The following is a 25,016-nucleotide window of genomic DNA, read 5'->3' on the forward strand; positions in this document are numbered from 1 at the left end:
GGTGCGGGTGTCAGCGTCTGGCTGAGGTCTCCGGGCGGCCTCGGGCCGGTGGGGGTGGGGCCGAGGGGCGACGGGGGGTGAGGACGCGGTGCCGGGGGTTCGCCTGCTTGGGCGGACGGGTCAGGGTGACCAGCCGCACCAGCTGCTGGAAGCAGGCCAGGGAGGCGGCGGCGGGAAGTGCGGCCACCGCCGCGTCGATGATCGTGTGGGCCTCGTGGGCGACCCCGAGGAGCATCCCGGTGGTGGAGAAGAGCAGGACCACCAGCCAGGAGTGCAGAGCCCGGCGCCGGTGCAGGGCGGCGCGGAGAATGGAGAGCGAGGCCACCGCCCAGGGGCCGTAGACCAGCACCGGCCACCAGCCCGCGACCCCCATGCCGGTCCGGTCCGCGGCGACGCCGCGCAACGGGTCGTAGGCGACGACGCCGCTGAAGACGCTGACCATGGCCACCAGGGCGGCGACTACGGCGGCGATGCAGAAGCTGATCGTCCGCACCCAGGTCCAGGTGCGTTCTCGCACCCGCCGTCTGCGGTGGTCGGCCCGGGCCCGGCGCAGGGGCGGCAGCTCGGCGGTGGACTCCTCCGACCGCCGCTCCGGGGCCGCCGGTGCGTCCCACTCGTCCACCATCGGTGGGGGCATCGGCGCCGGTGGCTGGTCGAAGTCGGCGGTCGACCGGGCCAGGGCGTCGTCCAGCAGGGAGGCCAGTTCGTCGGAGGGGTCCCACTCGGCGTCCAGCGCCCCTGGGTCGGGCATCCCGGAGCGAGGTCCCGGGATGCCCGACCCGGGGTCGCCGTAGCCGTCCTGGACCAGCCGCCCCTCCACGACGCGCCCCCGGTCGCGCCCAGGGAAGCCGGGCCCCGGTTCGGGCTCCTGCCCGTAGCCGTAGGCGTATCCGTAGCTGTCGAGCCTGCGTGCCCGCTCGGGTGGAATGTCATACATGTGCGCCCGGTCCCGTCCTCCGCGTCCTCCGCCTCCATGCGTAGGAAGACCGTTTTTTCAGCACATGCCACGAGCATGTCGTCGGCGTCATGCCTCACTAACGCGCCCGGTTGCCGGACGGATGCCCGGCAACCGGGTGAAGCGCCAGGGCCGTTCGAGTGGAGCCGGGGCGCGGTGTGTTCTCCACGCTGCGCCTCGGGAGTGGACCTCAGCTGCCTTCCTCGCCGTCGGCGAGCCTGCGCCGCCACCACCGGTCCGCCCGCCACTGCCGGTCCAGGGCGAACGGGTCCGGCAGGGTGCGTCGCAGATAGGCGGCGTCCCAGCGCGCGACATACCGCCCGAGTTCGGCCCGGGCGCGGTCGGGCAGGTGTGCCAGCACCGCTTCCAGCACATCGCGGGCGTGCCGGACGTCATCCATCGAGCACCCCGGGCACGGGCACAGGGACGGCCGGGGATAGCGGGGTCTGCGCCCGGGCGGCATCAGGAACTCCCGGTAGCGGCTCAGCGCCCAGTCGGTGGCGCCGGGGTAGAGGTCGAAGTCGGGGGCGAGCGCCTCCGCCCGGTGGACGGCGAGACTGGTGGCGGTGGAGAGCCCGTGGATCCGCTCGGGCGGCGGGGCGTCCCAGCGGAGGGCAGCCGGGGGTGCGGCGCGCAAGGCGCCGGGCCGTCTACGCGGCATAGGCCTTTCGGAGGGAGATCATGACAGTCAGCATGGCATGGCAGCCGCCTTCGGGTCAGGCGGGTTTCCACGCCGAGGGCACGGCCCGTACCCAGGTGTGGTCGCCGGTCAGATAGGCGTCCACCCGGAGGCCCGCCCCCGCCAGCGCCTCCTCGAACTCCTCGGTGCTCAGCGGCCGGGAGCGGAAGGTCTGCGTCCAGACGCCGTCCGGGAACTCGTACTCGGCCCGTACCGAGTGCACTCCGTCGCCGACCGGCTCCGAGGAGAGGATGCGCAGAGTCAGCCCGCTCGGGTCGACGCGTTCGCGCGGCACATCGGTGTGGGCCGTCGGGCCCTCCCGCTGGATCAGTACGCAGCCGTCCGCGGCGGCATGGCGGGCACAGGTGCGCAGCAAGCCCCGCCGGACCTCCGCGTCCCCGGTGTGCACCAGGAACGAGCCCAGCAGCACCACGTCGAAGGTCTCGCCGAGGTCCAGCTCCTCGATCGGGCCGCACACCGTCTGCGCGCCGCGCACCCGCTCCAGCATCTCGGGCGACTCGTCCACCGCGGTCACGGTGAAGCCCCGCTCCAGCAGGGGATGGGTGATCCGGCCCACGCCGCTGCCCAGCTCCAGGATGTGCGCACCGGCGGGCACCGCCGCGGTGATGATGTCGGGCTCGTCCCAGACCGGCAGCCGGGTGTACACCTCGACCGCGCATCCGTCCGGGGTGATGGCCCCGGACCCCGACCCCGCGTACCCCGCTCGCGTCTTCGGCTCCATACCGGGTCAACGGCCGGGGGAGGGGTGGGAGTTCCCTACGCCGGGGGGCGGAAGAGTGGCCCGCCGCCGCACCCCGGCTCGCCTCGCATGTGCGTGCGGAACGCCTTCCAGGCGGTGGGTGTGATGCGGAGGAGGGGGCCGCCGGGGCGCTTGCTGTCGCGGATGGCGACAGTGTGGGGGATGTTGACGGCGACTTCGACGCACTCGCCGGTGATGGTGCTGTACGTGGACTTGTGGAAGTTGAAGTGTGACAAGGTCAGAGCCCCCTCTTGAAGGCATTCCAGGTGGCATCGGACAACATGAGCACGACGCTGTCCGGGTCCTTGGAGTCGCGGACGGCCACGACATCGGCGACGTTGAGAGCGACTTCGACGCACTCCTGCCCCGCGGCGCCCCCACTGTAGGTGGACTTCACGAAGACGAAGGCGGGCATCGTCACAGCTCCTGCTGGAAGGCCGCCCAGGCGTCATCGGACAGTGTCAGGACAGGCCCGGCGGTGTCCTTGGAGTCGCGTACGGCGACAACTCCGCGCACGTTGACGGCAACTTCGACGCACTCGCCATTGCCCTTGCTGTACGTCGACTTGACGAATTCGAACGGCGACATGCCTACAGCTCCCTGCGGATTCCGTCGATCAGGGCGATCGACTCCTGCGGTACGAGCCCGTTCCGGACGATGCGGTTGAAGGTCATGCCGTGGCTCAGGGCATCGGCCTGGCTCTCCAACCACAGCGTAGACGAAGTGGTTTCCATGTAGACCACGTCCATCGCTCCGGTTTCGGCGAACGAGACGATGCTGAAAGCGCTGGACAGGCCGGGGTGGGAGCCCGCGAGGAACGGTACGACCTGGACCCTGACGTTCGGGAGTTCGGCTGCCTCGACGAGGTGTGCAAGTTGCTCACGCATGACCTCGCGGCCGCCTACGAGCTGGCGCAGCGCACCTTCACCGATCACGGCCCAGAGATCGAGAGGGGTGTCGTCCGCAAGCCGCCCCTGGCGTGCCATCTTGCCCGCGACGAAGCGTTCGATCTCGTCGGGATCCTCCCACTCGGCGTTGCCCACCGCGAGGGCATGGGCGTAAGCGGGTGTCTGGAGGAGTCCGGGCACGAAGGCGCCCTGCCAAGTCCGGACGCCCTTCGCGATGTCCTCCAACGCCACATACTCGATCATGGCGCGCAGCTCGGGGTACTGGTTCCACCAGCCGCGCGCCTTGCGTCGGCCGCGATCCGTCTTGGCCAGCTCCAACAGGCGCCCTATCGCCTGCTCGTCGCGCTCCCCGTAGAGGTGGCACAGCGCGCGGATGTCGGGGTCCCGCATCGGTACGAGGCCGCGTTCCATCTTGGCGACCTTGGCCACTGACGCGGTCAGCGCCTCCGCTGCCGCGGCCTGGCGCAGTCCGCAGGCCTCGCGCATCCGTAGCAGCTCACCGCCCAGGCGCCGCCCGAGCACCGTCGATACCGACACTCCGCGATCCGGGTTCGTACCAGCCATCCGCCCCTGCCTCCTGATGAGTCGCCACAGTCTGCTGCGCCGGGCACGCCACCCACAACTCACGTTCGATAGAAATTTATGCCCAAGCGGGTTGCTGTGCAGCGAATCGCATCGCTACCTTCGGTACGCACCCGCTCGCACAGCGCAGCGACCCCGCGGAAGTGCGCCGCCCTGCCCTGCGCGGGCACGGTCGAGCCACCGCGTCGTCGGCGAGCAACTCATCCGTACTCAAGGAGGTCCGTTATGACCGGTAGTTGCTCCCTGACCGACTCGATGACCTACACCCCCGAACGCCGGAACGTCCGTCGGGCGCGGCGGCGGGTGGCCGCGCTGGTGATCGAGTGGGGTCACCCCGGCGCAGCCGGCGACGCGGCGCTGATCGCGGGCGAGTTGGCGGCCAACGCGCTGCTGCACGGCCGGGTCGCGGGGCGGATGTTCCGGGTGGAGGTGTTCTTGGACGCGAAGGTGCTGCGGGTCGCGGTCACCGACGCCCGGGGCGAGCGGCTGCCGGAGCAGCGGGAGGCCGGGGTGGAGGAGCAGTGCGGGCGGGGGCTCGCGATCGTGGATGCGCTGGCGGCGCGGTGGGGTGTGGAGCCGCTGGTGGTCGGCAAGAGGGTGTGGGCGGAGCTGGACGTGGACGCGGCGGCGAACGACGTGGCCGTCCACTCCGCCGTGCCTGCCGCCGGCGAGGGGTAGGGGCGGCGGGGGCGGTACGGGCCGGCCGGGCCCGTACCGTCACATGCCGAGTTGCTTGGAGTCGCGCAGGCGTTCCACTGCGTCAGGGGCGCCGTCGACGGCGACATCCGCGCTGTCCTGGCGGCCGAAGGCGAACATCAGCAGTTCGCCGGGCTCGCCGGTGACCGTCACGACGGGCGTGCCGCGGTGGGCGACGGCGGTCTGGCCGTCGGGGCGGCGCAGGACGAGGCCGGTGGGGGCCTTGCGGCAGGCCAGGCGGGCGGTCTTCTCCAGGCGGGACCAGAGGGCGTCGGCGAAGACCGGGTCCACCTGGCGCGGGGTCCAGCCGGGCTGGGCGCGGCGGACGTCCTCGGCGTGGACGTAGAACTCCACCGTGTTCGCGCCCTCGTCCACCTGCTTGATCGCGTACGGGGAGCCCTTCGGCGGGCCGGTGCGGATCAGGTGCACCAGCTCCTCGTACGGCTTGGCCGCGTACTCCGCCTGCGCCTGCTCCAGGCGCGAGCGCAGCAGCGGGATCAGCAGCCCGGCCGCCGCGTCCAGCCGCCGCTCCCGCACCACCACATGGGCGGCCAGGTCGCGGGTCTTCCAGCCGTCGCACAGGGTCGGGGCCTCGGGGCCCGCGGCCTCCAGCAGGTCGGCGAGGAGCAGCCGTTCACGCTTGGCATGGGTCGACATGGTGATCAGCGTACGGCGGGGGCGGACGGTCCGCCCAGTGGACGGGGGGAGGGGGTGTCAGTGGGGCGCGGCACAATGGGCGGCATGAGCAGCAACCTCGATCCGGCCATCGCGGCCCGACTCAAGCGCAGCCCCGACGGGCTGGTGCCGGCCATCGCCCAGCAGTACGACACCGGTGAGGTGCTGATGCTCGGCTGGATGGACGACGAGGCGCTGCACCGCACCCTCACCACCGGGCGCGCCACCTACTGGTCCCGCAGCCGCCGGGAGTACTGGGTGAAGGGCGACACCTCCGGCCACGTCCAGCACGTCAAGGCGGTGGCGCTGGACTGCGACGCGGACACGGTCCTGGTGAAGGTGGACCAGGTCGGCGCCGCCTGCCACACCGGCGATCGCACCTGCTTCGACGCCGACGTGCTGCCGCTCGGCAAGTAGGGTCGGGCGCCATGGATCTGGAGACCTTCCGCAAGCTGGCCGCCGACCGCCGCGTCATCCCCGTCAGCCGGCGCCTGCTCGCCGACGGCGACACCCCGGTCGGCCTCTACCGCAAGCTCGCCGCCGAGCGGCCCGGCACCTTCCTGCTGGAGTCCGCGGAGAACGGCCGCACCTGGTCGCGGTACTCCTTCATCGGGGTGCGCAGCCACGCCACGCTGACGGTGCGGGAGGGCGGGGCGCACTGGATCGGTACGCCGCCGGTGGGCGTCCCGGTGGAGGGTGACCCGCTGGAGGCGCTGCGGGCCACGGTCGAGACCCTGCACACGCCCAGGGACCTGGTGGAAGGGATGCCGCCGTTCACCGGGGGCATGGTCGGCTACCTCGGGTACGACATCGTGCGGCGGCTGGAGAAGGTCGGCGAGCGGGGGGAGGACGACCTCGGTCTGCCCGAGCTGACCATGATGCTCACCTCCGACCTCGCCGTCCTCGACCACTGGGACGGCACGGTGCTGCTGATCGCCAACGCGATCAACCACAACGACCTGGACACCGGCGTGGACGAGGCCTACGCGGACGCCGTCGCCCGGCTCGACGCCATGGCCGCCGATCTCGCCGAGCCCGCTGCGACCGCCCCCACCGCACTGCCGGAATCGGCCCTGCCGGAGACCGTCAGCCGCTGGGGCGGCGCCGCCTACCAGGGCGCCGTCGAGGACATCAAGGAGCGCATCCGGGCCGGCGAGGCATTCCAGGTGGTGCCCTCCCAGCGCTTCGAGACCCCCTGCGAGGCCACCGCGCTGGACGTCTACCGGGTGCTGCGGGCCACCAACCCCTCCCCGTACATGTACCTGCTCCGCTTCGACGGCTTCGACGTCGTCGGCTCCAGCCCCGAGGCGCTGGTCAAGGTCGAGGACGGGCGCGCCCTGCTCCACCCGATCGCCGGCACCCGCCCCCGCGGCGCCACCCCGCGGGAGGACCAGGCCCTCGCCGAGGAGCTGCTCGCCGACCCCAAGGAGCGCGCCGAGCACCTGATGCTGGTCGACCTCGGCCGCAACGACCTCGGCCGGGTCTGCGCCCCCGGCTCCGTCGAGGTGGTCGACTTCATGTCCATCGAGCGGTACTCGCATGTGATGCACATCGTCTCCACCGTCACCGGCGAGGTCGCCGAGGGCCGCACCGCCTTCGACGTGCTCACCGCCTGCTTCCCGGCCGGCACCCTCTCCGGTGCGCCCAAGCCTCGCGCCATGCAGATCATCGAGGAGCTGGAGCCCACCCACCGCGGCCTCTACGGCGGCTGCGTCGGCTATCTGGACTTCGCCGGGGACTCCGACACCGCCATCGCCATCCGCACCGCGCTGCTGCGCGACGGTACCGCGTACGTCCAGGCCGGAGCCGGGGTGGTGGCCGACTCCGACCCGGTCGCCGAGGACACCGAGTGCCGCAACAAGGCGGCCGCCGTGCTGCGCGCCGTGCACACCGCCAACCGGATGAACGGGATGTCCGAGGCGTAGGGGATAGTGGGGTACGTGAGTGCCGCATCCGTACCCCAGCCCCGTACCGCCGCCCGCGGTGACGAGGAGAAGGCGGCGGCCCGCGGCGGCCGCCGCAGCCTCGCCGCCGCCCTGTTCCTCGGCGCCGCCGGAGCGGCCGTCGTCCTGCTCGCCTCCGGCCAGACCTGGTCCCGGGGAACGGTCGGGATCGGCGGCGGAAACGTCCCGCTGACCGCCACCGGCGGCGATGTCACCGGTCTGCCCACCGCGCTGGCCATCGTCGGCCTCGCCGCGCTGGTCGCCGTCTTCGCGGTCCGCCGGGCCGGACGGTTCCTGGTCGCCGGACTGCTCACCCTGAGCGGCGCCGGAGCGGCCACCGCCGCCCTGCTCGGGGCGGGAGACAGCGCCGCCCTGGACGAGCGGGCCGCCGTCACCACCAGCGACTCCGCCGCCCGGGTGGCCGAACTGACCCACACCGTCTGGCCGTACATCACCGCCGCGGGCGGGGTGCTGCTGCTGCTCGCCGGGCTGCTCGCCCTGTGCTACGGCCGCGGCTGGCCCGCGATGTCCGGCCGCTACGAGCGCGGAGCCGGCCCCCGCGGCGCCCGCAAGGGGCCCGCCCCGGTGGACCCGGACCGTCCCGAGGACCTGTGGAAGGCCCTCGACCGCGGTGAGGATCCGACGACGATCTGAGGACGACGATCTGGGGATCGGACGGGGTGGGTGCGGTGGCCGGTCGGTGCCGGGCCGGTGTCCAAGACGGTGCCTCGTCGGCGTCCGGTCGGCGCCCGGTCGGCGCTTCGTGGGCGTCCCGGTCGGTGTCCGTCCGCCGCCCCGTCCGGTGCCCACCCCCGGATCACTCCGGACGCACGGGTGCGGGACAATGACCCCGAGCGTCCGCACCCGGCGGGGCCGTAACCGAGCAACATCAACAAGGAGCAACTCATGGCGGGCACCGACCACGGACACACCCCGGCCGCCTGGACCGGAAGCATCATCTCCTTCGTCGGCTTCTGCGTCGCGGGCGCCTTCATGGTGGCCAACAAGCCCGTGCTCTGCTGGGTGGGCATCGGCGTGATCCTGCTCGGCGGTGTGGTGGGCGGCGCCATGAAGCTCGCCGGCCTCGGCTCCAAGGAGTCGCCGGACCTCATCCGCGCCCGTGAGGCGGCGGCCCGCCGGGACAGCACCCCCGAGACCGCCAAGGCCGACGCCCACGCCTGACCTGACCCGTCCGGGCGAACCGGCCTTCCCCAAGGCCTTCCAGGCGCGGTCCGGCCCCGGCCGGGCTGCGCCTTTCCGTCGCAACGGGGACAATCGCCCGGTGGACGACGCCATGGAGACGACCCCCGCGACCCCGCGCCCCGGAACCAGCCCCGGAATCGGAACCGGAACCGGGACCGGCCCCCGACCCGACCTCCGAACCGGAACCGACACCGGCCCCCGACCCGGAACCGGAATCGGACCCGGCGCCGCGCCGCGCTCGCTCGCGCGGCGGCTGGCCGCGCCGGTCGGCACCCTCGCCGCCGTCGCGGCGGCTTTCGCCTACGTCGGGGCGGTCGACCCCAACGAGCCCGGCCACTACCCGGTCTGCCCGCTGTTCCGCCTCACCGGCGTCCTCTGCCCGGGCTGCGGCGGGCTGCGCAGCGCCCACGCCTTCATCCACGGCGACCTGCCCGCCGCGCTCGGCGCCAACGCCGCCGCCGTCCTGGGCTATCTGGTCTTCGCCGCGGGGATGGTCTGGTGGCTGACCGCGGCCGTCCGCGCCCGGCCGGTGCGCGTCACGATCACGCCGGTGTGGTGGTGGGCCACCGGTGCCCTGCTGGCCGTCTTCGCGGTGGTCCGCAATCTGCCGTTCGGGGCGGCTCTCGCACCGTGAGACGGCCGTACCTTCCGCCGATCGGCGGAAAACCCCAGGTCAGGGGCGCGTGTCAGGAGTCTGGTGGCGCTGCGGCGTCAACCGGATGCGAAGCTTCGACCCACCTGCGGATACCATCGACGTGACCGGTTCCGGTCCCGTGACACCGACCTGGAAGGGGCCTCTCGCGTGAGCGTGCTCGACGAGATCATCGACGGCGTCCGCGCCGACCTCGCAGAGCGACAGGCACAGGTCTCCCTCGACGAGCTCAAGGAGCGGGCCGCCAAGGCACCGCAGGCCAAGGACGGCGTGGCCGCACTGCGCGGCGACGGCGTCAAGGTCATCTGCGAGGTCAAGCGGTCCAGCCCGTCCAAGGGGGCGCTGGCCGCGATCGCCGACCCCGCCGGACTGGCCGCCGACTACGAGGCCGGCGGCGCCGCCGTGATCTCGGTCCTCACCGAGCAGCGGCGCTTCGGCGGCTCCCTGGCCGACCTGGAGGCCGTCCGCGCCAAGGTCGACATCCCCGTGCTGCGCAAGGACTTCATCGTCACCGCCTACCAGCTGTGGGAGGCCCGCGCCTACGGCGCCGACCTCGCCCTGCTGATCGTCGCCGCGCTGGACCAGCCCGCGCTGGTCTCCCTCATCGAGCGGGCCGATTCCATCGGCCTCACCCCGCTGGTCGAGGTGCACGACGAGGAGGAGGTCGAGCGCGCGGTGGACGCCGGCGCCAGGATCATCGGCGTCAACGCCCGCAACCTCAAGACCCTCAAGGTCGACCGCGGCACCTTCGAGCGGGTCGCTCCGGAGATCCCAGCGCATATCGTCAAGATCGCCGAGTCCGGGGTGCGCGGCCCGCACGACCTGATCGCCTACGCCAACGAGGGCGCCGACGCCGTACTGGTCGGCGAGTCCCTGGTGACCGGCCGCGACCCCAAGTCGGCCGTGGCCGACCTGGTCGCCGCCGGCGCCCACCCGGCGCTGCGCCACGGACGGGGCTGACACCTCAGGGCCATGACCACGACCGCGATGACCGCCACCGCCTCGGACCCGACCGCCGCGCGCCCCGTGCGCCCGGCCGCCGGGCCGTCCGGGTGCGCGGTCGCCGGTCCTGTGGTCCCGGACTCGCGTGGCGGTGCGCCGCGTGATCCGTACGTTCCCGAGGTATACGGGGGTGCGCCGCGTGATCCGTACGCCCGGCTCGCTCGCGGCTGCCGGCCGCGCGGCTGCCGCGCCCCCGCCCGCCGGGTGCACGGCCGCCGGGTCCGCTACGTCATCGGCGACGAGCCCGGCCAGGTGAACGGCATGCGATGGCGCCCGCTCGGCGCCCACCTCCCCGCGTAACCCCTGAACGACGGCCGCCCCGCCATACCCGTACGCCCGCGGAAGGGCGTTCCGGACGGCGTACGGACGGCTCATGGCGGGGTACGCGGAGGTGGACGCCACCGGTCGACCACCCGAGCCCGCCCGCATCCGGGGCATCCGCCCCGTACAGGAGCGTTTCCGCATGCCCAGTGAGTTCTTCATCCCCGACGCCGAGGGGTCCGTCCCCAGCGCCGAGGGCTACTTCGGCGCCTTCGGCGGCGCCTTCATCCCCGAGGCGCTGGTCGCCGCCGTGGACGAGGTGGCCGTCGAGTACGACAAGGCCAAGTCCGACCCCGCCTTCGCCGCCGAGCTGGACGAGCTGCTCGTCCACTACACCGGCCGGCCCAGCGCCCTGACCGAGGTGCCCCGGTTCGCCGAGCACGCCGGCGGCGCCAGGATCCTGCTCAAGCGCGAGGACCTCAACCACACCGGCTCCCACAAGATCAACAACGTGCTGGGCCAGGCCCTGCTGACCCGGCGGATGGGCAAGACCCGGGTCATCGCCGAGACCGGCGCCGGGCAGCACGGCGTGGCCACCGCCACCGCCTGCGCCCTGTTCGGCCTGGAGTGCACCATCTACATGGGCGAGATCGACACCCAGCGCCAGGCGCTGAACGTCGCCCGGATGCGGATGCTCGGCGCCGAGGTCATCCCGGTGAAGTCCGGCAGCCGCACCCTGAAGGACGCCATCAACGAGGCGTTCCGCGACTGGGTCGCCAACGTCGACCGCACCCACTACCTCTTCGGCACCGTCGCCGGGCCGCATCCCTTCCCGGCTATGGTCCGCGACTTCCACCGGGTCATCGGCGTGGAGGCCCGCCGGCAGACCCTGGAGCGCACCGGGCGGCTGCCCGACGCCGTGGTGGCCTGCGTCGGCGGCGGCTCCAACGCCATCGGCCTGTTCCACGCCTTCATCCCGGACGCGGATGTCCGGCTGGTCGGCTGCGAGCCCGCCGGGCACGGGGTGGAGACCGGCGAGCACGCCGCCACACTCACCGCGGGCGAGCCCGGCATCCTGCACGGCTCCCGCTCCTACGTCCTCCAGGACGACGAGGGCCAGATCACCGAGCCGTACTCGATCTCGGCCGGACTGGACTACCCGGGCATCGGCCCCGAGCACGCCTACCTCAAGGACTCCGGGCGCGCCGAGTACCGGGCCGTCACCGACGACGCCGCCATGCAGGCGCTGCGGCTGCTCTCGCGTACCGAGGGGATCATCCCGGCCATCGAGTCCGCACACGCCCTGGCCGGCGCCCTGGAGCTGGGTCGGGAACTGGGCCCGGACGCGGTGATCGTGGTCAACCTCTCCGGCCGCGGCGACAAGGACATGGACACCGCCGCCCGCTACTTCGGGCTGTACGACGGAGAGGCAACGGAAGGCGGGCCGGTGACGGACGCGCCGGTGGAGGCCGACGCCTCCGCCGAGGACGGCGGAGCCGAGATCCAGCGCGACACCGCCGACCAGCGGGGACTGGGGGAGAGCAAGTGAGCGGGAACATCCGACTGCTGACCGAGACCCTGGCGGCCGCCAAGGCCGAGGACCGGGCCGCGCTGATCGCCTACCTCCCGGCAGGCTTCCCGACCGTGGACGGCGGCATCGCGGCCGTCAAGGCCGTGCTGGACGGCGGCGCTGACATCGTGGAGGTCGGGCTTCCGCACAGCGACCCGGTGCTGGACGGCCCGGTCATCCAGACCGCCGACGACATCGCGCTGCGCGGCGGGGTGCGGATCGCCGACGTGCTGCGCACGGTGCGCGAGGCCCACCAGGCCACCGGTAAGCCAGTGCTGGTCATGACGTACTGGAACCCGATCGACCGCTACGGCGTCGAGCGCTTCACCGCCGAGCTCGCCGAGGCGGGCGGCGCCGGGTGCATCCTGCCCGACCTGCCCGTCCAGGAGTCCGCGCTGTGGCGGGAGCACGCCGACAAGCACGGGCTGGCCACCGTGTTCGTCGTCGCGCCCAGCAGCAAGGACGCCCGGCTGGCCGCCATCACCGAGGCCGGCTCCGGCTTCGTCTACGCGGCCTCGCTGATGGGCGTCACCGGAACGCGCGCCTCCGTCGGCGCCCAGGCCGCCGACCTAGTCCGCCGCACCCGCGCCACCACCGAACTGCCGGTCTGCGTGGGCCTGGGCGTCTCCGACGCGGCCCAGGCCGCCGAGGTGGCCGCCTTCTCCGACGGGGTGATCGTGGGCTCCGCGTTCGTCAAGCGGCTGCTGGACGCGGAGGACGAGGCCGCCGGACTGGCCGCCGTCCGCGAGCTGGCCGCCGACCTCGCCCGGGGCGTGCGGCGGAACGCCTGACGGCGACGGAACGCCTGACGGCGACCGGGGCCGGGGCCGGGTAAAGCGGCCGGGGGCCCGTCACCCGAAGGGATGGAAGTGGACCGGGGAGGCACGCGGGTGCCTCCCCGGTTCGTTTGCCGGACGTGAGCGAGAAGAACAACGCAGGCAAGCGGAGCGCGCGCGAACGCCTCCAAGAGGAACGCGAGCGGGAGCGGTCCCGCGACCGGCGCAGGCGCACGCTGATCGTGTCGGCCGCCGTCGTCGGGGTGCTCGGGCTGGCCGCCGTCGCCGGGCTGATCGCCGCCAACACCGGCGGCTCCAGCGACGGCTCCGGCTCCGGCGCGGTCAGCGTGCCGTCCGGGGCGGCCGGCGGGGAGCAGCCGTCGATCACCGTGGGCGCCACCGACGCCCCTTCGACGCTCACCATCTGGGAGGACTTCCGCTGCCCGGCCTGCGCCCAGTTCGAGAACGCCTTCCGGGACACCATCCACCAGCTGACCGAGTCGGGCCAGATCAAGGCGGAGTACCACCTGGCCACCATCATCGACGGCAACATGGGCGGCAGCGGCTCGCTCAACGCGGCCAACGCCGCCGCCTGCGCCCAGGACGGCGGGAAGTTCACCGCCTACCACGACGTGCTCTACCAGAACCAGCCGCCGGAGCCCGACGACGCCTTCGCCGCCGACGGCAAGCTGTTCGAGCTGGCCGCCAAGGTGCCGGGGCTGGACACCCCGGCCTTCCGCTCCTGCGTCGCCGACGGCAGCCATGACGGCTGGGTGAACAAGTCGAACGAGGCCTTCCGCAGCGGGGACTTCCGGGGCACGCCCACCGTGCTGCTCAACGGCGAATCGGTCTTCCCGACCAAGGGGAACGAGCAGATCTCCCCGGAGAACCTGAAGAAGTGGGTCGCCGAGGCCAACAAGGGCAAGCGCCCGGGCACCGCCACCCCCGTCCCGCCCTCCCCGGCCGCCTCCGCTTCCTCCTCACCGGCCGCCGGGCAGGACACCGGGCCGGGGAACGGCGCCGCGGGCTTCGAGGAGTAGGAGTCGCCGGGGGCCTGAGCCGCCCTGGGGTGTTATCCAGTCTTTGCCGGGCGGGTTGCCGTGGGCACCGCCCGGCAGGGTAGCGTCAGTGCTGCCATGGACCTTGCCTATATCCCCAGCCCGTCGTCCGGTGCGGTCTACCTCGGACCCATCCCGCTGCGCGGCTACGCCCTCTGCATCATCGTCGGTGTCTTCGTCGCCGTCTGGTTCGGCAACCGGCGCTGGATCGCCCGCGGCGGCCGCGCCGGCACGGTGGCCGACATCGCCGTCTGGGCCGTGCCCTTCGGCCTGGTCGGCGGACGGCTCTACCACGTCATCACCGACTACCAGCTCTACTTCAGCGAGGGCGAGAACTGGGTCGACGCCTTCAAGATCTGGGAGGGCGGCCTCGGGATCTGGGGCGCCATCGCGCTGGGCGCGGTGGGCGCGTGGATCGGCTGCCGCCGCCGCGGCATCCCGCTGCCCGCCTACGCGGACGCCATCGCCCCCGGAATCGCGCTGGCCCAGGCCATCGGCCGCTGGGGCAACTGGTTCAACCAGGAGCTCTATGGCAAGCCCACCGATCTGCCCTGGGCGCTGAAGATCAGCGCGGGCGCCAACCGCGAGGCCGGGCTGTACCACCCGACCTTCCTCTATGAGTCGCTGTGGTGCGTCGGTGTCGCCCTGCTCGTGGTCTGGGCCGACCGCCGCTTCAAACTGGGCCACGGCCGGGCGTTCGCCCTGTATGTGGCGGCCTACTGCGCCGGGCGCGGCTGGATCGAGTACATGCGGGTGGACGAGGCGCACCATGTCCTGGGCCTGCGGCTGAACGTATGGACCGCGATCGTGGTGTTCCTGCTGGCCGTCGCGTACATCGTGATCTCGGCCCGGGTGCGGCCCGGCCGGGAGGAGGTCGTGGAGCCCGCGGCCCTCGCCGACCAGGCCAAGGCCGACGCGGCGAAGGCGGATGCGGAGAAGGACAGCACGGCCGCGGCGGGCGCTGAGGCTGAGGCTGAGAAGGACGGTTCCGGCGGCGCCGGTTCTGTCGGTACGGCGAAGGCCACGGACGGTACGCCGGAGTCGGCCGCGGGCGGTACGACGGCGTCCAACCCCGCCGGGGACGCGTCGAAGGCGGCCGGCAAGGGCTGACCGGGGGAGTGCCCGGAGCCCGTAGGGGTTGTGGGGAGGGGCGGTCACCGATCTCGGTGGCCGCCCCTCTCGGCGTCATGCCTGAGGCGCCTCAGAGAGCGTCGATCTCCTTGCGGTACGGCATGGCGGGTGCGGCGCCCAGCCGCTGCACCGAGAGGGCGGCGGCCGAGGAGGCCCAGGCCAGGGCGTCCCGTACCGGCCGGCCCTCGGCCAGGGCGACCGACAGGGCGCCGGTGAAGGTGTCGCCGGCGGCCGTGGTGTCCACCGCGTCCACCTCGGGCGCGGGCACCAGGACGGGGTCGGCGCCCCGGGCGGCGTGCAGACTGCCGGCCGCGCCCAGGGTGATCACGGTCTGCGGGACGTGCCGCAGCAGTTCCTCGGCGGCCCCGTGCAGGTCGGCGATCCCGGTGAGCGCGGCGGCCTCGTGCTCGTTGGGCACCAGCAGGTCGGTCGCGGCCAGCAGCTCCGGCGGCAGCGGGCGGGCGGGTGCCGGGGTGAGGATGGTGCGCACCCCGTGGCGGCGGGCGGCCCGAGCGGCCTCGACCACCGCGGACAGTGGCAGTTCCAGCTGGAGCAGCAGGGCGTCGGCGGTGGCGATGAGCGTCTCGTCGCCGGGGAGCAGGGACTCGACGGTGCCGTTGGCCGCGGGGACCACCACGATGGCGTTGCGGCCCTCGTCGTCCACGGTGATGTGCGCCGTACCGGACGGTCCCTCCACGGTGCGCAGCAGGTCGATGTCGACCCCGGCGCCCTGAAGGGAGGCGCGCAGTACGGCGCCGTACTGGTCGGAGCCGACCGCGCCGATCATCGAGACCTCGGCGCCGGCGCGTACCGCGGCGACGGCCTGGTTGAGGCCCTTGCCGCCGGGTGCCGTGCGGAACTCCCGGCCGGTGACGGTCTCGCCGAGTCCGGGCGCGCGGCTCGCATAGGCGACGAGGTCCATGTTGGCGGAGCCGAGTACCACGATGTGGGTCATGGGCGACGTCTCTCCTGCTGTCGAAGATCGAAACGGGGGCCGTTCCAGGGTGCCGTCCAGGCCCTGGAGCGCGGGGGATGGGCGGTGGGCACGGCGGGTCGGGGAACCGTCCGGCGCCCTCGCGGCGTCACACCGGTGACCACGGATGATCAAGGAGACAACGGATGGCCGTCACACTGGGCGAGGAGATCGCCCTGCTCTCGCTGGACGACGAGTCCGGGGCCGCCAAGGAGCGGTCGTCGGCCGGGTGGGCCGCGGCCAGCGGTGCGCTGCTGGAGCTGGCCATGGCGGAGCGGGTCTCGGTCGCCGAGGGCAGGCTGGCCGTGATCGACACCTCGCCGACCGGGACGGCCCTGCTCGACGGTCGGCTGGAGCTGCTGCGTGAGTGGACGGCGCACAAGAGCCCGCGCAAGGTGACCGACTGGCTGACCAAGGACCAGTCGAAGGCGGTCGCCGCGACCGTGGAGTCGCTGTGCGGGCGCGGGCTGGTCAGCGAGGAGCGCAGCCGGGTGCTCGGGCTCTTCCCGGTCCGCCGGTATCCGGAGGCCGACGGCTCGGTGGAGCGCGAACTGCGGGCCCGGCTGGAGTCCGTCGTCCTGGACGGGGCGGAGCCCGACGTTCGCACCGGCGGCCTGGTCGCCCTGCTGCACGCCGCCAAGCTGCACCGCATCGCCTTCCCGGGCGTGGACCGGGGGCGGGTCGAGCCGCGGATGGCGGAGATCGCCGAGGGCCAGTGGGCCGGCGACGGCGTCCGCGAGGCGATCAGGAACACGCAGGCCGCGATGGTGGCCGTCACCGCGACGACCGTGGCCGTGGTGCTGATCTGACCCGGGGCCGCGGGTGGCCGGGCCGAACGCACTGACCGGGTGGGCTGGATGCACTGACCCGGCCCGAGGTCGGGGCGCGGGGCGCCGTACGGCATGATCGGGGGAATGTCCGATCGCATCATCGCCGCCTGTGACGGGGCGGCCAAGGGAAATCCGGGTCCGGCCGCCTGGGCGTGGGTCATCGCCGACGGGGAGGGCCGGCCCGAGCGCTGGGAGTCCGGTCCGCTCGGCCGCGCCACCAACAACGTGGGAGAGCTGACCGCGCTGCTCGAACTGCTGCGGTCGGTGCCCGTCGGCACCTCGCTGGAGGTGCGGATGGACTCCCAGTACGCCATGAAGGCGGTCACCCAGTGGCTGCCGAACTGGAAGCGCAACGGCTGGAAGACGGCGGCCGGCAAGCCCGTCGCCAACCAGGAGCTGGTTCAGGGCATCGACTCGCTGCTGGCCGACCGGGACGTGGAGTTCCGCTATGTGCCCGCCCACCGGGTGGACGGTGACCGGCTGAACGCCATCGCCGACCAGGCCGCCAGCGACGCGGCGGTCAGCCAGCGGGCCGCCGGTACCGCGCACGGCGACACCGAGGTGCCCGAGCCCGCGCCGGAGCGCGCCGCCCCGGCCGGTGGAGGCGGGAAGGCCGGCCGCCCGGCCCGTAAGAGCTCCGGGAGCTCCGGGAGCGGCGGTACGCGGACCATCAAGGCGAAGTTCCTCGGCACCTGCCCATGCGGCGCGCCATACGCCGCCGGTGAGTCGATCACCAAGCTCGGCACCCGCTGGGGCCACCCCGCCTGCCGGGCGGCCGCCGACTCCCCGGCCTGACCGCTCGCTCCCCGGTAAGGCGTACCTGACCTGCGTAAACGAGCTTTCGGCGATGATCGGTAAGTAAAGCCTGCCTTGCTGGCGCGCCCCTTACATCGGGCGTAAGTTCGAGGGCGTCGAGGGGGAGTCGGACCACTGATTCGGCCCCGCCGTTTTACGTACCACGTACCGCCGGGGAGAAGTGTGTCCATCATCGAGACCGAGGCGACGCTCCATGAGGCGCATCGCGACAACCACACCCACCGTGATGTCAACGGCGGCTGGCTGCGGCCGGCCGTGTTCGGCGCGATGGACGGCCTGGTCTCCAACCTGGCGCTGATGACCGGGGTGGCCGGCGGGGCCGCCTCCCAGCAGACCGTCGTGATCACCGGGCTGGCGGGCCTGGCTGCCGGTGCCTTCTCGATGGCCGCCGGGGAGTACACCTCGGTCGCCTCCCAGCGCGAGCTGGTCCAGGCCGAGCTGGATGTCGAGCGGCGCGAGCTGCGCAAGCACCCGGTGGACGAGATGGAGGAGCTGGCCGCGCTGTACGCGGCGCGCGGGGTGGAGCCGGCGCTCGCCCGCGAGGTCGCCATGCAGCTGTCCCGGGACCCGGAGCAGGCGCTGGAGATCCACGCCCGGGAGGAGCTGGGCATCGACCCGGACGACCTGCCCTCGCCGCTGGTCGCCGCGGTGTCCTCGTTCGGGTCGTTCGCGCTGGGCGCCTTGCTGCCGGTGCTGCCGTATCTGCTGGGTGCCGCCGCGCTGTGGCCGGCGGTGCTGCTGGCGCTGCTGGGGCTGTTCGCCTGCGGTGCGGTGGTGGCCCGGGTGACCGCGCGCAGCTGGTGGTACAGCGGGCTGCGCCAGCTGCTGCTGGGCGGGGCCGCGGCGGCGCTGACCTACGGGCTGGGCGCGCTGTTCGGGGCGGCGGTCTGACCCAGGGGCCTGGTGCCGGGATCAGCGCCCCAGCTCTCCGTCGGGCGGCGGTCTGACATAGTCGCGCGGGTGTTCGGGGCTCGATGGGCGGGGGCGGCCGGTTGGCCGTACCGTGGAAGCCGCCGGACACCCCGGATCGCACCACCAGCAGGGCCGCTACCGCCGCCAGCGTTGTGACGAACATCCAATAGCACCATGCGCCATGCCGATGAGAGACTATGCGTCGCGGCTCATAGGTAGCCGCTCAGGCCGGCGGTTTCGATTTCCATGGACGTGGGCATGAGCCGTTAGCGCCGCGGGCAACGAAGCCCGCGCCACCTCCACGGGCCGTCGGACCGGCCCCAGCACCGAGCCGCTGCCGGGGGCGCCGAGGACGACAAGATCTGGCCTCCGTACACCTGGCTCCGCCGTCTCCGCCCTGCCCGTGGGTCCCGCAGAGCACCACCCGCAGCACCTCGCACCACCCCGTGTTGTCCGCATGCTGGAATGAGCTATCCGCTTTCCGAGATGGCGTCCATCATGTAACCTGCACGAAATTTTGCGGAGGGCCAACGTCGTCCCTTCGGCACCGCTGTATGCCACGACGACGACGGGAGAGCCGATGCGTTCCGACGCCTGGTCGCCCATGGACGGTCGCCCCGCCCCGCAGGGTATGTACGACCCCCGCAACGAGAAGGACGCCTGCGGTGTCGGCTTCGTTGCCACCCTCACCGGCGTTGCCAGCCACGAGCTGGTCGAGCAGGCGCTGACCGTACTGCGCAACCTGGAGCACCGCGGCGCCACCGGCGCGGAGGCGGACTCCGGCGACGGCGCGGGCATCCTGTTCCAGGTCCCGGACGCCTTCCTCCGCGAGACCGCGGGTTTCGAGCTGCCCGAGGCCGGCTCGTACGCCGTTGGCATCGCCTTCCTCCCGGCCGACGCGGACGACAACGCGGCCGCCGTCTCCCGTATCGAGGCCATCGCCGCCGAGGAGGGCCTGACCGTCCTCGGCTGGCGCGAGGTGCCGGTCGCGCCCGAGCTGCTCGGCGCCACCGCCCGCGCCACCATGCCGGTCTTCCGCCAGCTGTTCGTCAGCGACGGCGAGTCGAGCGGGATCGTGCTGGACCGCAAGGCGTTCGTGCTGCGCAAGCGCGCCGAGCGCGAGGCCGCCACCTACTTCCCCTCGCTGTCCTCGCGGACCATCGTCTACAAGGGCATGCTCACCACCGGGCAGCTGGAGCCGTTCTTCCCGGACCTCTCCGACCGCCGCTGCGCCACCGCCGTGGCCCTGGTGCACTCCCGCTTCTCCACCAACACCTTCCCGAGCTGGCCGCTGGCCCACCCCTACCGGTTCGTCGCGCACAACGGCGAGATCAACACCGTCAAGGGCAACCGCAACTGGATGCGGGCCCGCGAGTCCCAGCTCGCCTCCGAGGTGTTCGGCACCGGCGCGCTGGACCGGATCTTCCCGATCTGCACCCCGGACGCCTCCGACTCCGCCTCCTTCGACGAGGTGCTGGAGCTGCTGCACCTCGGCGGGCGCTCGCTGCCGCACTCGGTGCTGATGATGGTCCCCGAGGCGTGGGAGAACCACGACTCCATGGACCCGTCCCGGCGCGCCTTCTACCAGTACCACTCCACGATGATGGAGCCCTGGGACGGCCCCGCCTGCGTCACCTTCACCGACGGCGTCCAGGTCGGCGCCGTACTGGACCGCAACGGGCTGCGCCCCGGCCGCTACTGGGTCACCGACGAGGGCCTGGTCGTGCTCTCCTCCGAGGTCGGCGTCCTCGACATCGACCCCGCCAAGGTGGTCCGCAAGGGCCGCCTCCAGCCCGGCCGGATGTTCCTGGTGGACACCGCCGAGCACCGGATCATCGAGGACGACGAGATCAAGGCCGGCCTCGCCGGCGAGCAGCCGTACCAGGAGTGGCTGGACACCGGCATCATCGAGCTGGGCGACCTGCCCGAGCGCGAGCACATCGTGCACACCCACGCCTCGGTCACCCGCCGCCAGCAGACCTTCGGCTACACCGAGGAGGAGCTGCGCGTCCTGCTCGCGCCGATGGCCCGGGCCGGCGCCGAACCGATCGGCTCCATGGGCACCGACTCGCCGATCGCCGCCCTCTCCGACCGGCCCCGGCTGCTGTTCGACTACTTCACCCAGCTGTTCGCGCAGGTCACCAACCCGCCGCTGGACGCCATCCGCGAGGAGCTCGTCACCTCGCTGCACTCCTCGCTGGGCCCGCAGGGCAACATCCTGGAGCCGACCTCGGCCACCTGCCGTAGTGTCACCCTGCCCTTCCCCGTCATCGACAACGACGAGCTGGCCAAGCTCATCCACATCAACGCCGACGGCGACATGCCCGGCATGACGGCCGCCACCCTCTCCGGGCTCTACCGGGTCTCCGGCGGCGGCGACGCGCTGGCCGCCCGGATCGAGCAGATCTGCGCCGAGACCGACGACGCCATCGAGGGCGGCGCCCGCCTCATCGTGCTCTCCGACCGGCACTCCGACGCCGAGCACGCCCCCATCCCCTCGCTGCTGCTCACCGCCGCCGTCCACCACCACCTCATCCGTACCAAGCAGCGCACCCAGGTGGGCCTGCTGGTCGAGGCCGGCGATGTGCGCGAGGTCCACCACATCGCGCTGCTGATCGGCTACGGCGCGGCCGCGGTCAACCCGTACCTCGCCATGGAGTCCGTGGAGGACCTGGTCCGGGCCGGCACCTTCATCGAGGGCGTCACCGCCGAGCAGGCCATCCGCAACCTGATCTACGCGCTCGGCAAGGGCGTGCTCAAGGTGATGTCCAAGATGGGCATCTCCACCGTCGCCTCCTACCGCGGCGCCCAGGTCTTCGAGGCCATCGGCCTGGACGAGGCCTTCGTCGAGAAGTACTTCAACGGCACCGCCACCAAGATCGGCGGCGCGGGGCTGGACGTCGTCGCCCAGGAGGTGGCCGCCCGGCACACCAAGGCGTACCCGGTCTCCGGCATCGCCTCCGCGCACCGCCGCCTGGACATCGGCGGCGAGTACCAGTGGCGCCGCGAGGGCGAGCCGCACCTGTTCGACCCGGAGACCGTCTTCCGGCTCCAGCACGCCACCCGCTCCGGCCGCTACGACATCTTCAAGCAGTACACGGGCCGGGTGAACGAGCAGTCCGAGCGGCTGATGACCCTGCGCGGCCTGTTCGGCTTCGCCTCCGACCGCCCGTCCATCCCACTGGACGAGGTCGAGCCCGCCTCCGAGATCGTCAAGCGCTTCTCCACCGGTGCGATGAGCTACGGCTCCATCTCGCAGGAGGCGCACGAGACCCTCGCCATCGCCATGAACCAGCTCGGCGGCAAGTCGAACACCGGTGAGGGCGGAGAGGACCCGGAGCGGCTCTACGACCCGGCCCGCCGCTCGGCCATCAAGCAGGTCGCCTCCGGCCGCTTCGGCGTGACCAGCGAATACCTGGTCAACGCCGACGACATCCAGATCAAGATGGCCCAGGGCGCCAAGCCCGGCGAGGGCGGCCAGCTGCCCGGCCACAAGGTCTACCCGTGGGTGGCGAAGACCCGCCACTCCACCCCCGGCGTCGGCCTGATCTCCCCGCCGCCGCACCACGACATCTACTCCATCGAGGACCTCGCCCAGCTCATCCACGACCTGAAGAACGCCAACCCGGCCGCCCGCATCCATGTGAAGCTGGTCTCCGAGGTCGGCGTCGGCACGGTCGCGGCCGGCGTCTCCAAGGCGCACGCCGACGTGGTGCTCATCTCCGGCCACGACGGCGGCACCGGCGCGTCCCCGCTGACCTCGCTCAAGCACGCGGGCGGCCCCTGGGAGCTGGGCCTGGCCGAGACCCAGCAGACCCTGCTGCTCAACGGGCTGCGGGACCGGATCGTCGTCCAGACCGACGGCCAGCTCAAGACCGGCCGGGATGTCGTGATCGCCGCGCTGCTCGGCGCGGAGGAGTTCGGCTTCGCCACCGCGCCGCTGGTCGTCTCCGGCTGCGTGATGATGCGCGTCTGCCACCTGGACACCTGCCCGGTCGGCATCGCCACCCAGAACCCGGTGCTGCGCGAGCGCTACTCCGGCAAGGCCGAGTACATCGTCAACTTCTTCCGGTACATCGCCGAAGAGGTCCGCGAACTCCTCGCCGAGCTGGGCTTTAGCACCCTGGACGAGGCCGTCGGCCACGCCGAACTCCTCGACACCACCCGGGCCGTGGACCACTGGAAGGCGCAGGGCCTCGACCTCGCCCCGCTCTTCCACGTCCCCGAGCTGGCCGAGGGCGCCGTCCGCCACCACCTGGTGGAGCAGGACCACGCCCTGGAGAAGGCGCTCGACAACGAGCTGATCAAGCTCGCCGCCGACGCGCTGAACGCGGAGAGCGCCGAGCAGGCCCAGCCGGTCCGCGCCCAAGTCGCCATCCGCAACATCAACCGCACCGTCGGCACCATGCTCGGCCACCAGGTGACCAGGAAGTTCGGCGGCGCGGGCCTGCCGCAGGACACCATCGACATCACCTTCACCGGCTCGGCCGGCCAGTCCTTCGGCGCCTTCCTGCCGAAGGGCGTGACCCTGCGGCTGGAGGGCGACGCCAACGACTACGTCGGCAAGGGCCTGTCCGGCGGCCGGATCGTGGTCCGCCCCGACCGGGGCGCCGACCACCTGGCCGAGTACTCCACCATCGCGGGCAACACCATCGGGTACGGGGCGACCGGCGGCGAGCTGTTCCTGCGCGGCCGCACCGGCGAGCGCTTCTGCGTCCGCAACTCCGGCGCCCTGGTGGTCTCCGAGGGCGTCGGCGACCACGGCTGCGAGTACATGACCGGCGGCCACGCGGTCGTCCTCGGCGAGACCGGACGCAACTTCGCGGCCGGCATGTCCGGCGGCGTCGCCTATGTCATCGATCTCGACCGGGACAACGTCAACCCCGGCAACCTCAGCGCCGTCGAACCCCTGGAGGACGGCGACAAGCAGTGGCTGCACGATGTCGTGCGCCGCCACCAGGAGGAGACCGGCTCGACCGTCGCCGAGAAGCTGCTCGCCGACTGGGACAGCGCGGGCGACCGGTTCAGCAAGATCATCCCCACCACGTACAAGGCAGTGCTCGCCGCCAAGGACGCCGCTGAGCTCGCCGGTCTCTCCGAGCGGGAGACCACCGAGAAGATGATGGAGGCGGCGACCAATGGCTGACCCCAAGGGCTTCCTGACCACCGGGCGCGAGGTCGCCCAGACCCGTCCCGTGGACGAGCGCGTCAAGGACTGGAACGAGGTCTACGTCCCCGGCTCCCTGCTGCCGATCATCAGCAAGCAGGCCGGCCGCTGCATGGACTGCGGCATCCCGTTCTGCCACAACGGCTGCCCGCTCGGAAACCTCATCCCCGAGTGGAACGACTACGCCTACCGCGAGGACTGGGGCGCCGCATCCGAGCGGCTGCACGCCACCAACAACTTCCCCGAGTTCACCGGCCGGCTCTGCCCCGCGCCGTGCGAGTCGGCCTGTGTGCTGGGCATCAACCAGCCGGCCGTCACCATCAAGAACGTCGAGGTCTCCATCATCGACAAGGCCTGGGACAACGGGGACGTCACCCCGCAGCCCCCGGAGCGCCTGTCCGGCAAGACCGTCGCCGTCATCGGCTCCGGCCCCGCCGGACTCGCCGCCGCCCAGCAGCTGACCCGGGCCGGCCACACCGTCGCCGTCTTCGAGCGCGCCGACCGCATCGGCGGACTGCTGCGGTACGGCATCCCCGAGTTCAAGATGGAGAAGGTGCACATCAACCGGCGCATCGAACAGATGCGCGCGGAGGGCACCAAGTTCCGCACCGAGGTGGAGATCGGCCGCGACATCGACGCCGCCAAGCTGCGCCGCCGCTACGACGCGGTGGTCATCGCCGCCGGCGCCACCGTCTCCCGCGACCTGCCGGTGCCCGGCCGGGACCTCAAGGGCATCCACTTCGCCATGGAGTACCTGCCGCTCGCCAACAAGGTGCAGGAGGGCGACTTCATCGCCCCGCCGATCACCGCCGAGGGCAAGCACGTGGTCGTCATCGGCGGCGGCGACACCGGCGCGGACTGCGTCGGCACCGCCCACCGCCAGGGCGCCGCCTCCGTCACCCAGCTGGAGATCATGCCCCGCCCGGGCGAGGAGCGGAACGCGGGCCAGCCCTGGCCGACCTTCCCGATGCTCTACAAGGTGACCTCGGCCCATGAGGAGGGCGGCGAGCGCGTGTACGCGGTCTCCACCACCCACTTCGAGGGCGACGAGGACGGCAACGTGCAGGCCCTGCACCTGGCCGAGGTGGAGTTCAAGGACGGCAAGCTGGAGCAGAAGCCCGACACCGAGCGCCGTATCCCCGCCCAGCTGGTCACCCTCGCCATGGGCTTCACCGGCACCGACCGCTCCAACGGCCTGGTCGAGCAGTTCGGCCTGGAGCTGGACGAGCGCGGCAACGTCGCCCGCGACGCGGACTTCGCCACCAACGTGGACGGCGTCTTCGTGGCCGGTGACGCCGGGCGCGGCCAGTCGCTGATCGTCTGGGCCATCGCCGAGGGCCGCTCCGCCGCCCGCGGCGTGGACCGCTACCTCACCGGCGGCAGCGCCCTGCCCGCCCCCATCCGCCCGACGGACCGGGCGCTGGCGGTGTGAGCGGCTCGGTGGTCTGACCGCCTTGGCGGTCTGAC

26 protein-coding genes are annotated in these 25,016 nt (G+C 72.5%); 17 read left to right on the plus strand and 9 right to left on the minus strand.

Features of this window, described 5'->3' with window-relative positions:
• Positions 1-10: 10 nt before the first annotated feature.
• The 7 genes from ABZ945_RS14320 to ABZ945_RS14350 all read right to left on the minus strand — a co-directional run bounded on the left by ABZ945_RS14320 (position 11) and on the right by ABZ945_RS14350 (position 3,866).
• A complete protein-coding gene (locus ABZ945_RS14320) occupies positions 11-937 on the minus strand; it encodes a DUF2637 domain-containing protein (RefSeq protein WP_361268256.1) in 927 nt (308 codons plus the stop codon).
• A gap of 208 nt (positions 938-1,145) precedes the next feature.
• Entirely contained in the window at positions 1,146-1,616 is a 471-nt protein-coding gene (locus ABZ945_RS14325) for a hypothetical protein (RefSeq protein ID WP_361268259.1), read from the minus strand.
• A gap of 55 nt (positions 1,617-1,671) precedes the next feature.
• Positions 1,672-2,376 (minus strand): methyltransferase domain-containing protein, encoded by a 705-nt coding sequence (locus ABZ945_RS14330; protein ID WP_361268261.1) that lies wholly within the window; start codon positions 2,374-2,376, stop codon positions 1,672-1,674.
• A gap of 35 nt (positions 2,377-2,411) precedes the next feature.
• Positions 2,412-2,630, minus strand: a complete 219-nt coding sequence (locus tag ABZ945_RS14335) for a DUF397 domain-containing protein (protein WP_361268264.1) — start codon at positions 2,628-2,630, stop codon at positions 2,412-2,414.
• Positions 2,631-2,632: 2 nt separating this feature from the next.
• On the minus strand, positions 2,633-2,809 hold the full coding sequence (locus ABZ945_RS14340) for a DUF397 domain-containing protein (protein ID WP_361268266.1): 177 nt from the start codon (positions 2,807-2,809) through the stop codon (positions 2,633-2,635).
• A gap of 2 nt (positions 2,810-2,811) precedes the next feature.
• Positions 2,812-2,982, minus strand: coding sequence for a DUF397 domain-containing protein (locus ABZ945_RS14345; protein WP_361268268.1), 171 nt, complete (start codon positions 2,980-2,982; stop codon positions 2,812-2,814).
• Between the two features lie 2 nt (positions 2,983-2,984).
• Positions 2,985-3,866 (minus strand): helix-turn-helix transcriptional regulator, encoded by an 882-nt coding sequence (locus ABZ945_RS14350; protein ID WP_361268270.1) that lies wholly within the window; start codon positions 3,864-3,866, stop codon positions 2,985-2,987.
• Positions 3,867-4,109: 243 nt separating this feature from the next.
• On the opposite strand from ABZ945_RS14350, the gene ABZ945_RS14355 reads away from it, so the two are divergent.
• Entirely contained in the window at positions 4,110-4,562 is a 453-nt protein-coding gene (locus ABZ945_RS14355; protein ID WP_361268272.1) for an ATP-binding protein, read from the plus strand.
• A gap of 39 nt (positions 4,563-4,601) precedes the next feature.
• On the opposite strand, the gene ABZ945_RS14360 is transcribed toward ABZ945_RS14355, so the two are convergent.
• Positions 4,602-5,237: a TIGR03085 family metal-binding protein gene (locus ABZ945_RS14360; RefSeq protein ID WP_361268275.1), complete on the minus strand. Its 636-nt coding sequence runs from the start codon at positions 5,235-5,237 to the stop codon at positions 4,602-4,604.
• Positions 5,238-5,321: 84 nt separating this feature from the next.
• Here ABZ945_RS14360 and hisI point away from each other — a divergent pair, with 84 nt between their 5' ends.
• The 11 genes from hisI (at position 5,322) to lgt (ending at position 14,830) form a co-directional block, all read left to right on the plus strand.
• Positions 5,322-5,672 carry a phosphoribosyl-AMP cyclohydrolase gene (gene hisI / locus ABZ945_RS14365; RefSeq protein WP_361268277.1) on the plus strand — a complete coding sequence of 117 codons (351 nt, stop codon included), beginning with the start codon at positions 5,322-5,324 and terminating at the stop codon, positions 5,670-5,672.
• Positions 5,673-5,683: 11 nt separating this feature from the next.
• Complete coding sequence (locus ABZ945_RS14370; RefSeq protein ID WP_361268280.1) at positions 5,684-7,180, plus strand: anthranilate synthase component I; 1,497 nt, start codon at positions 5,684-5,686, stop codon at positions 7,178-7,180.
• Between the two features lie 6 nt (positions 7,181-7,186).
• Positions 7,187-7,852, plus strand: a complete 666-nt coding sequence (locus tag ABZ945_RS14375; protein WP_361268282.1) for a TIGR02234 family membrane protein — start codon at positions 7,187-7,189, stop codon at positions 7,850-7,852.
• A 252-nt stretch (positions 7,853-8,104) separates the two neighbouring features.
• Entirely contained in the window at positions 8,105-8,380 is a 276-nt protein-coding gene (locus ABZ945_RS14380) for an HGxxPAAW family protein (RefSeq protein ID WP_248636308.1), read from the plus strand.
• 100 nt (positions 8,381-8,480) lie between these two features.
• Complete coding sequence (locus ABZ945_RS14385) at positions 8,481-9,035, plus strand: DUF2752 domain-containing protein (protein WP_361268287.1); 555 nt, start codon at positions 8,481-8,483, stop codon at positions 9,033-9,035.
• 168 nt (positions 9,036-9,203) lie between these two features.
• Positions 9,204-10,013: an indole-3-glycerol phosphate synthase TrpC gene (gene trpC / locus ABZ945_RS14390; RefSeq protein WP_361268289.1), complete on the plus strand. Its 810-nt coding sequence runs from the start codon at positions 9,204-9,206 to the stop codon at positions 10,011-10,013.
• Between the two features lie 12 nt (positions 10,014-10,025).
• Entirely contained in the window at positions 10,026-10,355 is a 330-nt protein-coding gene (locus ABZ945_RS14395; protein WP_361268291.1) for a tryptophan synthase subunit(beta), read from the plus strand.
• Positions 10,356-10,518: 163 nt separating this feature from the next.
• Positions 10,519-11,865 carry a tryptophan synthase subunit beta gene (gene trpB, locus ABZ945_RS14400; protein WP_361268561.1) on the plus strand — a complete coding sequence of 449 codons (1,347 nt, stop codon included), beginning with the start codon at positions 10,519-10,521 and terminating at the stop codon, positions 11,863-11,865.
• Positions 11,862-12,677, plus strand: a complete 816-nt coding sequence (gene trpA, locus ABZ945_RS14405; protein WP_361268294.1) for a tryptophan synthase subunit alpha — start codon at positions 11,862-11,864, stop codon at positions 12,675-12,677. The genes trpB and trpA overlap by 4 nt, the downstream gene beginning before the upstream one ends.
• Before the next feature lie 125 nt (positions 12,678-12,802).
• Positions 12,803-13,702, plus strand: coding sequence for a thioredoxin domain-containing protein (locus ABZ945_RS14410; protein WP_361268296.1), 900 nt, complete (start codon positions 12,803-12,805; stop codon positions 13,700-13,702).
• Positions 13,703-13,798: 96 nt separating this feature from the next.
• Positions 13,799-14,830, plus strand: a complete 1,032-nt coding sequence (gene lgt / locus ABZ945_RS14415) for a prolipoprotein diacylglyceryl transferase (RefSeq protein WP_361268299.1) — start codon at positions 13,799-13,801, stop codon at positions 14,828-14,830.
• Positions 14,831-14,921: 91 nt separating this feature from the next.
• On the opposite strand, the gene rbsK is transcribed toward lgt, so the two are convergent.
• Complete coding sequence (gene rbsK / locus ABZ945_RS14420; RefSeq protein WP_361268302.1) at positions 14,922-15,806, minus strand: ribokinase; 885 nt, start codon at positions 15,804-15,806, stop codon at positions 14,922-14,924.
• Positions 15,807-15,970: 164 nt separating this feature from the next.
• On the opposite strand from rbsK, the gene ABZ945_RS14425 reads away from it, so the two are divergent.
• The 5 genes from ABZ945_RS14425 (at position 15,971) to ABZ945_RS14445 (ending at position 24,981) form a co-directional block, all read left to right on the plus strand.
• The gene (locus ABZ945_RS14425; RefSeq protein WP_361268305.1) at positions 15,971-16,633 is read left to right on the plus strand and encodes a GPP34 family phosphoprotein; all 663 of its coding nucleotides are present in this window, start codon (positions 15,971-15,973) and stop codon (positions 16,631-16,633) included.
• 105 nt (positions 16,634-16,738) lie between these two features.
• Entirely contained in the window at positions 16,739-17,449 is a 711-nt protein-coding gene (locus ABZ945_RS14430) for a ribonuclease H (protein ID WP_361268308.1), read from the plus strand.
• 183 nt (positions 17,450-17,632) lie between these two features.
• Positions 17,633-18,361 (plus strand): VIT1/CCC1 transporter family protein, encoded by a 729-nt coding sequence (locus tag ABZ945_RS14435; RefSeq protein ID WP_361268311.1) that lies wholly within the window; start codon positions 17,633-17,635, stop codon positions 18,359-18,361.
• A 601-nt stretch (positions 18,362-18,962) separates the two neighbouring features.
• Entirely contained in the window at positions 18,963-23,528 is a 4,566-nt protein-coding gene (gltB, locus tag ABZ945_RS14440) for a glutamate synthase large subunit (RefSeq protein WP_361268314.1), read from the plus strand.
• Positions 23,521-24,981: a glutamate synthase subunit beta gene (locus tag ABZ945_RS14445; protein ID WP_361268317.1), complete on the plus strand. Its 1,461-nt coding sequence runs from the start codon at positions 23,521-23,523 to the stop codon at positions 24,979-24,981. The genes gltB and ABZ945_RS14445 overlap by 8 nt, the downstream gene beginning before the upstream one ends.
• Positions 24,982-25,016: the final 35 nt, after the last annotated feature.

The sequence above is a fragment of the Streptomyces sp. NPDC046887 genome (assembly GCF_040644755.1).
Lineage (GTDB): Bacteria > Actinomycetota > Actinomycetes > Streptomycetales > Streptomycetaceae > Streptomyces > Streptomyces lichenis.